The organism is Carnobacterium sp. GW821-FHT04C06 (assembly GCF_059420345.1).
On the sequence record NZ_JBWKTN010000001.1, the window covers coordinates 405,207 to 420,120 of the forward strand.

At 35.4% G+C, this 14,914-nt stretch carries 13 protein-coding genes and 1 other annotated feature; of the genes, 3 read left to right on the forward strand and 10 right to left on the reverse strand.

Going from position 1 to position 14,914, the window contains the following annotated elements; genetic code table 11:
* Positions 1 to 96: 96 nt before the first annotated feature.
* The 7 genes from AC07SW_RS01950 to AC07SW_RS01980 form a co-directional block, all read right to left on the reverse strand.
* On the reverse strand, positions 97 to 2,742 hold the full coding sequence (locus AC07SW_RS01950; RefSeq protein WP_494632150.1) for a valine--tRNA ligase: 2,646 nt from the start codon (positions 2,740 to 2,742) through the stop codon (positions 97 to 99).
* A 95-nt stretch (positions 2,743 to 2,837) separates the two neighbouring features.
* Positions 2,838 to 3,064: a binding site (T-box leader), on the reverse strand.
* Between the two features lie 58 nt (positions 3,065 to 3,122).
* Positions 3,123 to 3,623, reverse strand: a complete 501-nt coding sequence (gene tpx, locus AC07SW_RS01955; protein WP_494632152.1) for a thiol peroxidase — start codon at positions 3,621 to 3,623, stop codon at positions 3,123 to 3,125.
* Positions 3,624 to 3,715: 92 nt separating this feature from the next.
* The gene (locus AC07SW_RS01960) at positions 3,716 to 4,372 is read right to left on the reverse strand and encodes a redox-sensing transcriptional repressor Rex (protein ID WP_034569130.1); all 657 of its coding nucleotides are present in this window, start codon (positions 4,370 to 4,372) and stop codon (positions 3,716 to 3,718) included.
* Positions 4,373 to 4,509: 137 nt separating this feature from the next.
* On the reverse strand, positions 4,510 to 6,114 hold the full coding sequence (locus AC07SW_RS01965; RefSeq protein ID WP_487528303.1) for an amidohydrolase: 1,605 nt from the start codon (positions 6,112 to 6,114) through the stop codon (positions 4,510 to 4,512).
* A 170-nt stretch (positions 6,115 to 6,284) separates the two neighbouring features.
* Positions 6,285 to 7,502: a tRNA uracil 4-sulfurtransferase ThiI gene (gene thiI / locus AC07SW_RS01970; RefSeq protein WP_034569122.1), complete on the reverse strand. Its 1,218-nt coding sequence runs from the start codon at positions 7,500 to 7,502 to the stop codon at positions 6,285 to 6,287.
* 31 nt (positions 7,503 to 7,533) lie between these two features.
* On the reverse strand, positions 7,534 to 8,673 hold the full coding sequence (locus AC07SW_RS01975; protein ID WP_034569120.1) for a cysteine desulfurase family protein: 1,140 nt from the start codon (positions 8,671 to 8,673) through the stop codon (positions 7,534 to 7,536).
* Positions 8,674 to 8,866: 193 nt separating this feature from the next.
* Complete coding sequence (locus AC07SW_RS01980; RefSeq protein ID WP_119908195.1) at positions 8,867 to 10,582, reverse strand: septation ring formation regulator EzrA; 1,716 nt, start codon at positions 10,580 to 10,582, stop codon at positions 8,867 to 8,869.
* 249 nt (positions 10,583 to 10,831) lie between these two features.
* On the opposite strand from AC07SW_RS01980, the gene AC07SW_RS01985 reads away from it, so the two are divergent.
* From AC07SW_RS01985 to rpsD, 3 genes are all read left to right on the forward strand, one after another.
* The gene (locus AC07SW_RS01985) at positions 10,832 to 11,314 is read left to right on the forward strand and encodes a hypothetical protein (protein WP_119908196.1); all 483 of its coding nucleotides are present in this window, start codon (positions 10,832 to 10,834) and stop codon (positions 11,312 to 11,314) included.
* A gap of 13 nt (positions 11,315 to 11,327) precedes the next feature.
* Positions 11,328 to 11,795, forward strand: a complete 468-nt coding sequence (locus AC07SW_RS01990; protein ID WP_034569112.1) for a GAF domain-containing protein — start codon at positions 11,328 to 11,330, stop codon at positions 11,793 to 11,795.
* Positions 11,796 to 12,078: 283 nt separating this feature from the next.
* On the forward strand, positions 12,079 to 12,684 hold the full coding sequence (gene rpsD, locus AC07SW_RS01995) for a 30S ribosomal protein S4 (protein ID WP_034569110.1): 606 nt from the start codon (positions 12,079 to 12,081) through the stop codon (positions 12,682 to 12,684).
* A gap of 168 nt (positions 12,685 to 12,852) precedes the next feature.
* On the opposite strand, the gene AC07SW_RS02000 is transcribed toward rpsD, so the two are convergent.
* The 3 genes from AC07SW_RS02000 to AC07SW_RS02010 form a co-directional block, all read right to left on the reverse strand.
* Positions 12,853 to 13,053 (reverse strand): hypothetical protein, encoded by a 201-nt coding sequence (locus tag AC07SW_RS02000; RefSeq protein ID WP_034569108.1) that lies wholly within the window; start codon positions 13,051 to 13,053, stop codon positions 12,853 to 12,855.
* 138 nt (positions 13,054 to 13,191) lie between these two features.
* On the reverse strand, positions 13,192 to 13,827 hold the full coding sequence (locus AC07SW_RS02005; protein ID WP_135023985.1) for a YktB family protein: 636 nt from the start codon (positions 13,825 to 13,827) through the stop codon (positions 13,192 to 13,194).
* Positions 13,828 to 13,946: 119 nt separating this feature from the next.
* Positions 13,947 to 14,900, reverse strand: a complete 954-nt coding sequence (locus tag AC07SW_RS02010) for a siderophore ABC transporter substrate-binding protein (protein WP_311780344.1) — start codon at positions 14,898 to 14,900, stop codon at positions 13,947 to 13,949.
* Between the last annotated feature and the right edge of the window lie 14 nt (positions 14,901 to 14,914).

The window sequence follows — 14,914 nt, forward strand, 5'->3', positions numbered from 1 at the left end:
ACCGTTCTACTCGTCTGGTGACTATTGATTTTATTTTTTAATAAAAAACTTGAACAGCTTTTCCTTATTAAAAAAGGAGGCTGTTCAAGTTGATTATTATGCTTGTGCTTTTAAGACATTAATTCGTTCAGCTACTGCTTCACGTTTTTCAAGGTAATCTTTTTCTTTTGCTCGTTCGCTTTCAACAACTGCTTCAGGAGCACTTGAAACAAAACGTTCGTTAGAAAGTTTTCCTTGAACACGTTTCACTTCGCCATCCCATTTCGCCATTTCTTTTTCAAGACGTGTGATTTCTTCTGCAATATTGATTAGACCTGCTAGTGGCAAGTAAATTTCAGCGCCTGTAATTACTGCACTCATCGCTGTTTCAGGTGCTGTTACGTCACTTGAAATCGTCAAAGTTTCAGGGTTACAAAAACGTTCAATATAATGTTGATTTTCAATTAAGAAGGCTTCAATCGTAGGATCATTTGTTTTAATCAACAATTCTACCTTTTTAGACATCGGTGTATTCACTTCTGAACGAATGTTACGAACAGAACGAATCAACTCCATTAAAACTTCCATTCCTTTTGCAGCTGTTTCATCGTTAAATTCAGGGCGCACGACTGGGTACTCTGCTACCACTAATGATTCACCGTGATGCGGCACGCTTTCCCAGATTTTTTCAGTTACGAAAGGCATAATTGGGTGCAACAAACGTAAGGTTTGATCTAATACATGAGCTAAAATACTTCTGGTTGTTAATTTAGCTGGTTCATCTTCCCCATTTAACACACCTTTACTCATTTCAATATACCAATCACAGAAATCATCCCAAATAAAGTTATATAGGTGACGACCTGCTTCACCAAACTCAAATTTTTCAGATAAATTCGTTACGTGTTCAATCGTTTCGTTTAAACGAGTTAAAATCCAGCGATCTGCAATCGTTTTTGGTCCAGTCAAATCGATTTCATCAACTGTTAAACCGTCCATGTTCATAATAGCAAAGCGACTAGCGTTCCACACTTTATTAATGAAGTTCCAGCTAGCATCCATCTTATCGTAGCTAAAACGAACATCTTGACCAGGCGATGAACCATTTGATAAGAACCAACGTAAGGCATCTGCACCGTATTTATCAATGACTTCCATAGGGTCAATTCCGTTCCCTAATGATTTACTCATTTTGCGACCTTGTTCGTCACGAATTAATCCGTGAATCAAAACATTTTCAAAAGGACGCTCTTCTGTAAATTCTAAACTTTGGAACATCATTCGACTTACCCAGAAGAAGATAATATCATATCCTGTTACTAAAGTATTCGTTGGGAAATAACGTTTAAAATCTGGCGCTTCTGTATCTGGCCAGCCCATCGTTGAAAATGGCCATAAAGCTGAACTGAACCACGTATCTAATACATCTGGATCTTGAATCCAATTTTCCGCATCTGCTGGTTCTTCCATGCCCACATACAATTCGCCTGTTTCTTTGTGGTACCATGCTGGAATACGGTGTCCCCACCATAACTGACGAGAAATAACCCAATCATGAACATTTTCCATCCAACGCATATACGTATTTTCAAAACGTTCAGGAACAAAGTTTACAGCTTGATCCGTAGCTTGATTGTCCATTGCTTCTTTTGCTAATGGTGCCATTTTAACAAACCATTGGGTTGATAAACGTGGCTCTACGACAACTCCTGTGCGTTCAGAATGGCCCACACTATGAACCATTTTTTCGATTTTAATTAAACGACCGATTTCTTCTAATTCTTTAATGATTTCTTTACGTGCTTTAAAACGATCCATGCCTTCATATTTACCTGCAAGTTCATTCATTGTTCCATCTTCATTCATTACATTGATACGTGGTAAATCATGACGATTTCCAACTTCAAAGTCATTTGGATCATGAGCTGGAGTTATTTTAACAACACCAGTTCCAAAGTCCATTTCAACATACTCATCTGCAATAATCGGAATTTCTTTATTGACGATTGGCAACACTAACATTTTTCCAATTAAGTGTTTGTAGCGATCGTCTTCTGGATGAACCGCAACGGCTGTATCACCTAACATCGTTTCAGGTCGAGTAGTGGCAATCTCTAAGACGCCGCTACCGTCAGCTAAAGGATAGCTCATATGATAAAAAGCTCCTTCTACGTCTTTATGGATTACTTCGATATCCGATAAGGCTGTTTTCGCTTTTGGATCCCAGTTGATGATGTATTCTCCGCGGTAAATTAAATCTTTTTCAAACATAGTCACAAAAACTTTACGAACAGCTTCTGATAACCCATCGTCAAGGGTAAAACGTTCACGGCTATAATCAACAGAAATCCCAACTTTTGCCCATTGTTCACGAATAAAAGTTGCGTACTCTTCTTTCCATTCCCAAACGGTATCGATAAATTTTTCACGTCCTAAATCGTAACGTGAAACACCTTCTGCAGCTAGCTTTTCTTCTACTTTTGCTTGTGTTGCAATCCCCGCATGATCCATTCCTGGCAACCAAAGAGTGTCGTATCCTTGCATGCGTTTTTGACGAATAATGATGTCTTGTAAAGTTGTGTCCCAAGCGTGTCCTAAATGTAATTTACCCGTTACGTTTGGTGGTGGAATCACGATTGAATAAGGTTTTTTTGTCATATCTCCACTTGGTTTAAATAAATCCTTTGCTATCCACTCATCATAGCGCCCCGCTTCAACTTCTTGGGGATTGTATTTTGTTGGCATTTTTAATTCTTCTGTCATTTGTACAACCTCTTTTCTTAATTTGATTTAACTCAGCCTATTAAGGTTTGAAATCAAGGCAAACTAAAAAGCATCCACCCTAATAACAAACTACTTATTAGGACGAATGCTTGAATTCGCGGTACCACCTATTTTGTGTATCTAATTGCGATACACCTCTCAACTTTCAGTCGTTAACGGATAACTACCCGAGATAAGTTACTCCTACTTCACCTATCCAGCTCCCAAGCTACCTTTTCTGTCCATCGATTAAGAACTCTCAGCAAATGTTCTATTCTCTAAAATCTAAGGGGCAGATACTCCTCTTGTTCAAAGCTTTTTTCTTTTCTTAATTCTAGCATTGAAGCTTACGAAACTCAATCTTTTTTTACAAATTTGGCTTATTTGGCAGTAGCTGCTTCTTTGGCTGCTTCAATTGCTTTTTCATAATTTGGTTCATGGCTCATTTCTGAAACGATTTCTTCATAAACTAAGACCCCTTCGCGATTAACCACAAAGACGGAACGTGCTAGTAAATCTAATTCTGGCATATATAATCCGTAGCTTTTAGCAAACGTTAAGTCAATATCGTGAAGCATTTCCATTTCAACGCCATTCCCAGCACACCAATCTGCTTGCTCTTCTTTTGTATTGTTTGAAATGGTCATCAACTGTACGCCTTCAAGTTTTCCAGCAATTTGGTTAAATTGTTTGGTTTGAATTGCACAAACAGATGTATCAATATTTGGAATGACACTGATTAACACCACTTCTCCTTGGTAATCAGATAATGAAATGACTTGATCGTTTAAGTTTTTTAATTTAAATTCAGGTGCTTTTTCTCCAACTTTTGGTTGTGTTCCTTCGACTTTTATCACGGTGCCTCGTTTAGTAATTTCCATCATTATAATCTCCTTTTAGTAAAAAACATTGTTTGACTTCTTCTAGTATACGAAAAAAGACAAAAGCGACGCAACCATTCTGCTTCAAATACTTAAATCTCTACTTTTTCACGAAGGTGTTCGTTGAAATAAATCAAGGTTAATAATTCTGTTGTTAAATCGATGTATCGGATGTCTACTTCAGGAGGAGCTGACACTCGACCTGGCGCGAAGTTTAAGATAGCCGTCACACCGGCTGCAACTAAGGAATCAATTGCTTCTTGCGAATATTGACTTGGAACCGTCGAAATAGCTGTGTTAATTCCTTCTTCTTGAATAATTTCTGCCATTTCGTCAATGGAATAAATAGGAATACCTGAAAGGACTTCGCCACATTGTGCCTCATCTTTTTCAAATCCGCAGGCGATTTTCAGATTTTCATCTCGTCGGAAATTATTTGCTAATAATGCTTTCCCTAAATTCCCAACGCCAACTATTGCTACTTTCGTTAATTTATTCACATTTAAAATTTGATCAAAAACTTCAATTACATGATCTACATCATAGCCGTACCCACTGCGTCCAAGCTCTCCAAAATGGGAAAAATCTCGTCGAATGGTTGTAGAGGGAACTTGAGTTAAGGCACTAAATTCTTTTGATTTAATTCGTTTGACACCAGAATCTTCTAATGTTTTTAAATAACGATAATAAAGTGGCAATCGTTTTGCTGTTGCTTTTGGCAACTGTACTGTTTCTAATTTTTTTACCAACAAATTCACCTTCCTGTTTTCACTCTTATCCCCATATTACCATTGTCATACCTGACATTCAATTAAATTGTGATTTTTTTCACAGTCGTAACAAAAAAGCTAATTAGCGTATTTTTTTACACTAACTAGCTAGATTCTTATTTTATTGAAAAAACGATTTGATTGGCAATTACTGTTTTCAGTACTTTTATTGTTCTTAATTCTTTTGTAGAAACTGTGAAGGGATTGTCTTTTAAAATCGTAAAATCACTAACAAATCCGGGTTTTATCATACCTCTGGTCGTTTCGTGATAGCAAGCTTTTGCACTTCCAACCGTGTATAATCGAATGGCTTCAAATCGTGACAATGCTTCTTCAGGAAAATAGTGTTTTCCATCTAAATCAGAGCTAACTGTTCTCGTTACGGCTGCGTGAATACCATAAAAAGGATTTGGGATTTCAACAGGGGCATCACTTCCTCCTGCTGTTGCAAAGCCTGCTTTTTGGATGCTTTTCCAAGCAAAAGCAAGAGGTGGATGTGTCTCCCCTAAAACTTCAAGAGCCCAAGGTAAGTCGCTGCTCATAAATTGCGGTTGTAAATCAAACAACAACGGCATGCCACTTGCTTTTTTCAATAAATCAGGTCGAAGCCACGGCGTGTGAATCATGCGGTCTAGTTGACCTACTTTTGGAGGATATTTTTTTAACGTAGTGATGACATTTTCAAAAGCTTGATCGCCTAAAATATGGATTGCTACGGGCAGTTCTGCTTTTCTTGCATCCTTCACCATGGTCTCGAAAACTTCGTCGGTTTGGACTTGTAAACCAAATTGAGTCGGTTCATTTGGATATGAATGGGACATCAACGCCGTTTTAGAACCGACTGTTCCATCATAAAATATTTTCATTGCGCCTAATTCCACCCACGAATGATTGCTTAAAAAGGTTTCATTCGATTGATTGAAGTTCGCTAATTCAGCATTATGAATCAGTAAATGAGCTCTAAATGGCAGTTGATTTTCTTTATTTCCAACAACATCAGTAAAGGTTTTTAAAGTACCTGTAAAGCCATTAAAGTAATGCAAATCTTCTGAATGTCCACCTGTTATTCCTTTTGACCATAAATCTTCAATTGCAATTTTTAAATAATTTTCCATTTCTGCTGGCGTTGCTAGTGGAAATGCATCGATGGCTAAATTGGTCGCTTCGTCTTTTAAAATACCCGTTAGTTTGCCATCTGGTGTTAGATCAATTTCACCGCCACCTTCAAATACTTGATGATTTTTTAACTGAATTTTTTTGATAAAAGGTGAATTAATGACTACATTATGATAGTCGATGCGTCTCACTAAAATAGGATGTAGCGTTGAAATTTGATCTAAATCTTGATAAGTAAGTCCACGTCCATCGTCTTCCCACATGTTCTCATTGTAGCCTTCTACAAATAGCCATTCATCCGGCTTTAACGTCGCTACTTTGTCAGCTATCATTTTTAAAGCTGCTGTTCTTGAGTTTTGTTGGTTTAAATTTAAGCGGGCTAAGCTTTGTCCGTACCATAATAAATGCAAGTGACTGTCCACCAAACCAGGTAGCACAGTTGCTCCTTTTAAATCGATTTCTTCTTTAATTAGATCACCATACTGTGTTTTTAATTGGTCTGCTGAACCCGTTGCAATAATTTCAGTTTCATTTGCTAGCACACTTTCGACGGTTGCTCCCTCGTTTTCCATTGTATAAAAAAGACCATTTGTCCATAATTTCATTTAAAACCCACCATTCTTTTACGATTACTCATTTATTATAGTACCATTACAATAAAAAACAAGTTCTAATTCCTTCATTTTAACTGACTTTATTGCTTCTTTTTGGTACTTTTCTCTGTAAATATAACAAAAAATGGTTCAGCAACAAAGGCTAAACCATTTTTACTCAATTATAAGAAATCAGAAAATTCATCTTCTTGCATTTTTTCCAAATTGTCTCCAATTTTGATTTCGCTAATAACAAGCCCTGCCATTGCGCGTTCAATTAGTCCTTCAACATCCAATCTTGCTTCAAAACCTTGTGCTTTGTCTAATTTAGGTTTTGTTTTGGGTGCCGGTGGAGCAAAAATAGTACAACAATCTTCAAATGGTTGGATCGACAAATCAAATGTATCGATTTTTTGGGCAATCTCGATAATTTCATTTTTATCCATTGAAACCACCGGACGGATAATTGGCGTATTGGTCACTTCATTGATAGCTACCATGCTTTGTAAAGTTTGAGATGCTACTTGACCAAGAGACTCTCCATTAATAATCGCTAGACCTTTTTGTTGTGCCCGAATTTGATCGGTTAAACGCATCATCATTCTTCGGGTCACTGTCATTAAATAGCCTTCTGGTACTACTCGTTTAATTTCTTCTTGGATTTCAGTAAAAGGAACTTCAATAAACTGAATACTGCCAACATATGCTGTTAATTTTGCCGTTAAATCTTTGGCTTTTTGTAAGGCACGTGGACTTGTATAAGGCGGGCTATGGAAATGAACAGCTTCAATCTCAACACCACGTTTCATTGCTAAATAGCCTGCTACAGGAGAATCTATTCCACCTGATAGCATTAACATCCCGCGACCACCAGAACCAACTGGTAAACCACCTGCTCCTATAATCGTTTCACATGATAAAAATAAGCCTTCTAAGCGAACTTCCACACGTAATTCAATATCTGGTTTTTTCACTTGAACTTTGATACCTTCGATGTTTCTTAAAACTTCGCCACCTAATAACTGGTTAATGTCGTTGGTATCTAATTCAAATTTATGGTCTGCGCGCCTTGTTGTAATCTTGAAGGTTTGACCTTCTTGATACACATTCCGAATCATCTCAATTGCAGCTGCTTTCAACGCTTCAATATCGCGTTCTACTTTAACCACTGGAGAATAGGTTTGAATTCCAAAAATCGGCTGCAAACGATCCATTACTACCCGACTATCTGCACCATTTAAAAGTAAATACATTCGATCACGTTCGCCATAAATTTTCACTTCTGGATAATCGTGAAGTGCGTGACTAACATTTTTCACCAAGCGACTAATAAAAGTGCGCTTATTTTTTCCTTTAGTTGACAATTCGCCGTAACGAATCATAATTTCACTGTATTGCATCTTTTGTCATCCCTTTTCTTTGAGCTTTCTATTAGTGAATATCACGAAACTGACGGTATAATCCATCAAATTCTTTGATAAATTGCTGGGCTTCTTCTATTGTATTTGTATCATTTAAGCTAACTCTGACTGCACTTGTAGCGATATTTTCAGGCACATGCATTGCAGACAAGGTACTTCCGCTTGTTTGACTTCTACTTGAACACGCACTGGTAGTGGAAATGTAGATGCCTTTTTTCTCAAAAGCATGAACCATCACTTCGCCGCGAATTCCTCTTAGCGCAAAGCACAGAATATGAGGTGCGCCTTCTTTCGTTGAAAACAGGGTGACTTTAGCATAGCTAGCTAGCTTGTCCATCAAGTACTCTTTGATTTCAAGTTGACGTGATTGTTTTTCTTTCGAATCGGTTACTACCAATCGTAGCGCTTTTGACATTGCTGTAATCCCCGCAACATTTTCTGTTCCGCTACGTTTACCTGATTCTTGACCACCACCATTTAAAAGAGGAGCTAATTTTTTCCCTTTTTTCAAATACATAAAACCTGTCCCTCTTGGCGCGTGAAATTTATGTCCTGAAAAAGTAGCGATATCGATTCTTGAGTGTGTCGATAGATCAAGCGGAATTTTTCCAATTGCCTGTACTGCGTCGACATGAAAATGTACTTTTGGATAAGCTTTTAAGACTTCTCCAATTTCTTCTAACGGCTGAATGCTCCCTATTTCATTATTAACAGCCATGATTGAAACCAAAGTGGTATCTGAGCGAAGTTCTTTTTTTAACGCCTTAACGGAAACGACGCCTTCTTTGTTAACTGGCAAATAGGTAATATCAAATCCAAGCATTTTTAATTGCTCCATCGATTCTTTTACCGCCGGGTGTTCAATCGCCGTCGTAATTAAATGCTTCCCAAATTTTCGTTTTTCGATAGCCGTTCCTTTAACAGCCCAGTTATCACCTTCTGTGCCACCACTTGTAAAGTAAATTTCTTCCATTGAAGTGTTTAAGAGTTCAGCAATTTGTTTTCTTGCTTGCTGAAGTAAACCCGTAGAAGCATCCCCTAACCCATGCAAACTAGATGGATTTCCCATTATCTCTTCGCTAACTTTTAAATAGGTTTTTAAAACACTATCGTCTATTTTAGTCGTTGCACTATTATCAAAGTAAATCATTTTCTCACGCCTTCTTTTAAAGAGAAACAATTCAACTTGTTCCTTATTTTCTTGTTAAAAACCTTTATAATTATAGCAGACTTTAGCAGAATCACAAACGTTCATTAAAAAAATTTAGAATCTCCTCATCATATGTTACGAAATTAAGAATAAAAAAAGTCGACAATCAAATTGATTGCCAACTTTTTTTAAATTAATGCTTTGCTTCTTTATCTTCAAAGTACGAAGATTCAACTTTTTTATAGGCACCAGGTTCAGCAGATTCAAGAGTTGTTGAAATGGTTTCAAGAGCTTCTTTATATTGAAACTCGTGATTAAACAACTTCAATGTATCATCGATTGCTTGTGCGATTCCTTCATTTGAATGACGATAACGATTCGCATATTGCATCATGTACTCGGTTAATAAAGCACTATCCACAATCTCATCTGTTTTTTCTTTGATTAAAGCAACATCATCTTGACATAGGAAGCATAAACGTGTAATTTCTTTCATGTCAATTTTTAATTTGTTTAGTTCTTTAGCCAATTGCTCAATTCGATTCGTTGTAGCAAAGAATAATTCTAGGTAATCATGTGGTAGTCCTGGTAAATGCTGTTTTTCAACATAACGTTTAAGACCACGCATCTCAAATTCAAATTCATCTAATTTTGCTTGTGCATCCATTTCTTCCTTACGTAAATGAAGCAGGTTGCTATTTAATTCTTGCTGTTTTTTCTCAATCTCTTCTAAGCGATCGCCCATTTTTTCATAATCTTCCGCAATAACTGAATAGATGGCTTCATCTTGTGCAATTGCTTGTGCAGATAACTCAAATGATGTTTTTAAATCTTCTAGTTCAGATTCTATTTTACCTGCAGTTCCTGCTTCCTCTTGATTTAAAGTGTAGCTTTGAGAAACGCGATCAATCTCAATTAATAATTTACGATTATTGACAATCACATGGTCTAAATATTCTGAAACTAATTGTTTTTGGCTCAATACAAAAGATTTTGAATCAATTTCATTTTCCATTACGTCATACAAGTGATCAATTTTTGTATCTAATTGCGCTAAATGCTCTTTTGCTTCATCAACTTCCACTTTTTCAACTAATTCCATGCCCACTTCAATGGCACGTTCTATTTCTGCAATTTCTTTTGGAATGTCAATATCTAAAAAGCGATAATTTTCAGCTATTAATTGTTGGTAACCTTCTTTAATTTCTTTCACTTGATCAGTATCTTCAACCGTAAGCTCTTTGTAAATCGTTGGAACCAATTCTGCTACCCGATGTAGTTCGTTGGTGTCTTGCGAAACACGATCTAAAACTTCTTTTGCTTCAATATGATCTCCAGAAGAAGTTAGTTCTGTAAACTTAGAAAAATCTAATTCCAAAAAGGTTAGACGACGCTCTAAGTTTTCTAATGCGGGCCCAAAAGAAAAACTTTGAGTCAATAATTTTTTTCGGATATCTTGATATTTTTCTTGTACTTTTTTGATTTCCAAACGATTCTTTTCTTCGCTTTCAATCAATTTTTTTAATGCTAATTGAATTTTTTTGATACTTTCTTCTGTTTCATTAATTATGTGTAATGCAGCATCTTCCGCTTTTTGTGCTTTAATTAGCTTTAAGCGATCCGTTGCTTGTTCAGCATCAAATAAGTAATTTTCAATATCTGGAAAGCTAACTGTCGCAATATTTTCCCACGCTGCCTTCCAGTCTTTAAATGTTTTTTCAGTTTGACCAGTTAATTGTAATTTTTTTATTTTGTTGATTTCATCAATCACAGGTTTATCCATCAATGCGATTTTTCTTGTTTCAAGTTCGTCTATTTTACTGAAATGTCGTTTCTTTAAAATAAACCCTACCCCGTAAATGAGTAATGCTAATAAAATAATGCCGATTAATACAAATATAAAATTCATTCTAAAACCTCCACTTGAATTGATTGTAGCAAAATAATGGTATGTAACAAAATATAATGTTTGTCATTTTTAATTTCTTTTTTTATGAGAAAAACTTTAGATTTTTATTAGCTGAATTTCTTGCTTTTTTTTTATAAAACACCTATTGTAGATTATACCACAGTGATAAAAAACTAACACTAGAAATCAATTAATTTCAGTTATTTTTTATCCTAATTTAGTGGACAAACAAACGTTTGGGGAGATAATATGTTCTTATTGCTTAAAATTGTTGGTATTCTTGGCTTGACATTTTGTACTATATTGCTTTTTGCTGCGATTAAAATGCACAAATTAAATTCAAAAAAATTCCACCGAAAAGCTGGATTAATCTTGCTAGTTAGCCTTTTCTTCGTTTTATTTAGTCAAATGAAGATCAACCAAATCAATCAAAAACAAAAAGCAGCCTATACGATTGCTAGTAAATCCACTTTAGATGGATCACAGACCTTTTTACGAGTATTAGTTTTCAGCCATAATAAAGAAGATATTGAACAAATTTTTAAAAAGTTACAAAAGAGTGAAAAAAATGAACGAACGGATTCACTATTCGTTCGCTTTAACGTCGACAATGGTGGCGAAATTGGTGAATTTATTGCCAACGCTAAAATTGCTTGGACCCTTAAAGGTGAAGAACAAGTTGATTTAAAAAAAGATCAAGAAAAAATCGAATTTAATAATCTGAGTAACTAAAGGAGTGACTCTTATGTCAAAAAAAGGTATTTATCAGTTAACCAACGCACAGCTAGAGGCTATTATTGGCGATGAGACTAATTTAATTGCTAATCTAAGCAACGCTTCCGCTTTGCTTTTTGAAAATCTACCAGATATCAATTGGGCTGGCTTTTATTTATATGAAGCACAAACGGATGAATTAGTATTAGGTCCATTTCAAGGGAAAGTCGCTTGTATTCGTATTAAAAATGGAAAAGGGGTTTGCGGAACAGCTTTTGCTAAAAATGAATCTGTTGTTGTTGATAATGTTCATGATTTCCCTGGTCACATTGCGTGTGATGCTAAAAGTCAGTCTGAAATTGTGATTCCTTTGATGAAAAATGGAAAAACGATTGGCGTATTAGATGTTGATGCTCCGATTACGAATCGCTTTGATGAAATTGATCGTGGCTATTTAGAAGATTTTGTACTGATTTTACTTGCAAATAGTTCCATTTAAATTCTAGAGCAATGTTGGTTTCCAATCATTGCTTTTTTTGTTGCATAAATAGGCTATTTAAGCAACTATTGATTGACGTTAGATTGGCAATAAGGTATACTAGACCTTGTGTAAAATAATGCAGCGTGAAAGTGGTATTCACGTCAACAGTTTATTGCCTACAAGGTTCAATTGTGTAACCTGCGGCTGCAAAGGTGAAGATTGAAATAATAAACTGCACGAAATACTGAACTCTCTACTTATTATTTTACTCCAAAAAAACATTTATTGGAGGAATTTTATTATGTCACGTTATACAGGCCCAAGTTGGAAAGTATCTCGCCGTCTAGGCATTTCACTTTCAGGAACAGGTAAAGAAATCGAACGTCGTCCTTACGCTCCAGGTCCTCATGGTCCTAACAGCCGTAAAAAATTATCAGAGTACGGTTTACAATTACAAGAAAAACAAAAATTACGTAACATGTACGGCATGAACGAACGTCAATTTAAAAACTTGTTTGTAAAAGCTGGTAAATTAAAAGAAGGTAAACATGGTGTTAACTTCATGATCTTACTAGAACAACGTTTAGATAATGTTGTTTACCGTTTAGGTCTTGCTACTACTCGTCGTCAAGCACGTCAATTAGTAAACCACGGTCATATTTTAGTTGACGGCAAACGCGTTGATATTCCATCATACAGCGTTTCAGTTGGTCAAGTAATTTCAGTTCGTGAAAAATCTAAAAACCTAGAAATCATCAAATCTGCAGTTGAAGCATTATTTGGTCGTCCAGACTTCATTAGCTTTGATGCTGAAAAATTAGAAGGTTCTCTTTCTCGTTTACCTGAACGTGAAGAATTGTATGCTGAAATCGATGAGTCTTACATCGTTGAGTTCTACAACCGTTAATCTTTAATCTCGTTTAGATTTCTAAAAAACACGGATTGCTCTTTAAAAGAGCAATCCGTGTTTTTTTGTTTACTCTATACTTTATAATTTTGACATAATAAAAAAACATTCTTTCGTATCACGTACAGAAAAAATGTTTTATCTTTGCAATCAAAAGAACCCCCTTCATTAAACATCTAATTTATGTAGATGATCAATGATGCGAATAATTGATTGTTGATTTTTGGGGATAGTATATACTTTCGTTTGATTGTTTACTTTAGCAACTAAACATTCGTCTCCCACTACAATATTATTGATATCATTATTTTCTATATAATTTATCGCAAAAACTTTATTACTATTTTTACGATAATCTAATTCTGTCACACACGTCACACCCTTTCAACAGTTATTATTATAGCAAAAAAAGTCGTAACTGTATAACAATAACTCTTTTTCGTAGTGTTTTAACTTAAAAAAAGAAAAAGAAAGAAATAATTATATAATTATTCCTTTCTTCCTCTTTTAATATTCTATTGGAATTGATTGGAAAGATTGCTTATATAACGGGAGCAAACTTTTAAAAGTATCTAAGATGTACAGTTGAGTTTCAACTGGATTTTTTAAAATAGGATCATTTGCCATTAGTTGTCGGCCAATTAAAAACTCTCCTTTTTTGACATCTCTGAAACGAGTTAGACCTTTTTCAATATCAAGTTCTTTAATCGGCGTTACTTTTGTTGTATGGTGATCCAGAGAGATAACAAAGTCTTCTGGGATTGTTTCAAAGAGTTCAATATTTTCTAGTAGACCTTGTGCCATTTCTTTTTCAAATTTTGGATTGTCGATATACGCTAACCAAATAAAAACATGGTCTCCGTATAGTCCTAATTGAAAATGTGGTGCCATCTTATAGCCTCTCTTATTACAACTAACTGCCATCCAAGTATCATTAGGTGGATTTTTAGTTCGTCTTAAATGTTGGGCGACATGCACAAAAAGCTCGTCTTCATCCATTTCATTGATTAATCCTTCTTTAAGCAATTCTCCAAATTCACGAAATTTTGGTTGAATCTGTTCTCTAATAGCTTGCATCCGATCTTCTAATGTTGGAATTTCAAATATTGAAAAATCTTCCTTTGTAAAGGTTACATTACTCATCACTACTTCTTCTCCTAACTTTTAATCTCTCTTTTTAGTTTAACATAATTCTTTACCAACTTGGATAACATCAAAAAAACTAACAGAATGTTTTAACAGCATTCTGCTAGTTTACAGAGTTACTCTACCACTTTTTTAGCTTCATCTAACATTAGTTTAGTTGATGTTAATCCGCCACCAGATAAATACCACACATCTGGTTTTAACGTGATGATTTTTTTATTTTTAAACGCTTTTGTTTGTTGAACCAATTCATTCTCTGAAACGTTGTCTTTGCTGGTATCCCCACCGATTGCTTTGGTGCGATCAATAACAAACAACACATCTGGATCTTTTTCTAACACATATTCATACGTGACCGATTGACCATGAGTAGAAGCTTCGATTGCAGGGTCAGCTAAACCAAAACCAAATACATCATTTAATATAGCAAATCTTGATCCTTCGCCATATGCAGATAAGCTTCCTTCATTCACTAATACCGTTAATGTTTTTAAATCTTCACTTTTTGCTTTCGTTGAAACTTTTGAAATTTCATTTGATAACTCATCTAATTTCTTTTTCGCCTCATCAGCTTTATCAAAAATGGTTCCAATTGTTGTGATATTTGTTTTAATTGAGTTCCAAATATCTTTAGAATCGGTTGCTAGATAAAGAGTAGGCGCAATTTTTTTCAATTCATCCATTGAATCCTCTTGACGACCAGAAATAATAATTAAGTCGGGTTTTAAAGCATTGATTTTTTCAAAATCAGGTTCTTTTATACCACCAGCAGACTCAAATTTATCAGCTTTAAATTCTTTTAAATACGCTGGCAAATTGTCTTTTGCCACACCAACTACTTGATCACTCTCTCCTAGCGCTTGGATTGTATCTAACATTCCCATATCGAAGACAACTACTCGTTTTGGTTTCAAGGGAACTTTTACCTCGCCATTTTGATCTTTAACTGTTATGGTTGTTGCTTTCTCACTATGCTTTGACGATTCTCCTTTTGTATCAGCCTTATTTCCACATGCCGCTACTACAAAAATTGAAGCTAGTAATATCAAACTCATTGCTATTCTTTTCATTTTCTCCACGTCCT

Excerpts from the sequence above, each read along its gene's own strand:
- AC07SW_RS01950 (WP_494632150.1), bottom strand. The coding sequence starts at position 2,742 with ATGACAGAAGAATTAAAAATGCCAACAAAATACAATCCCCAAGAAGTT.
- tpx (WP_494632152.1), bottom strand. The coding sequence starts at position 3,623 with ATGGAAATTACTAAACGAGGCACCGTGATAAAAGTCGAAGGAACACAA.
- AC07SW_RS01965 (WP_487528303.1), bottom strand. The coding sequence starts at position 6,114 with ATGAAATTATGGACAAATGGTCTTTTTTATACAATGGAAAACGAGGGA.
- thiI (WP_034569122.1), bottom strand. The coding sequence starts at position 7,502 with ATGCAATACAGTGAAATTATGATTCGTTACGGCGAATTGTCAACTAAA.
- AC07SW_RS01975 (WP_034569120.1), bottom strand. The coding sequence starts at position 8,673 with ATGATTTACTTTGATAATAGTGCAACGACTAAAATAGACGATAGTGTT.
- AC07SW_RS01980 (WP_119908195.1), bottom strand. The coding sequence starts at position 10,582 with ATGAATTTTATATTTGTATTAATCGGCATTATTTTATTAGCATTACTC.
- AC07SW_RS01985 (WP_119908196.1), top strand. The coding sequence starts at position 10,832 with ATGTTCTTATTGCTTAAAATTGTTGGTATTCTTGGCTTGACATTTTGT.
- AC07SW_RS01990 (WP_034569112.1), top strand. The coding sequence starts at position 11,328 with ATGTCAAAAAAAGGTATTTATCAGTTAACCAACGCACAGCTAGAGGCT.
- rpsD (WP_034569110.1), top strand. The coding sequence starts at position 12,079 with ATGTCACGTTATACAGGCCCAAGTTGGAAAGTATCTCGCCGTCTAGGC.
- AC07SW_RS02005 (WP_135023985.1), bottom strand. The coding sequence starts at position 13,827 with ATGAGTAATGTAACCTTTACAAAGGAAGATTTTTCAATATTTGAAATT.
- AC07SW_RS02010 (WP_311780344.1), bottom strand. The coding sequence starts at position 14,900 with ATGAAAAGAATAGCAATGAGTTTGATATTACTAGCTTCAATTTTTGTA.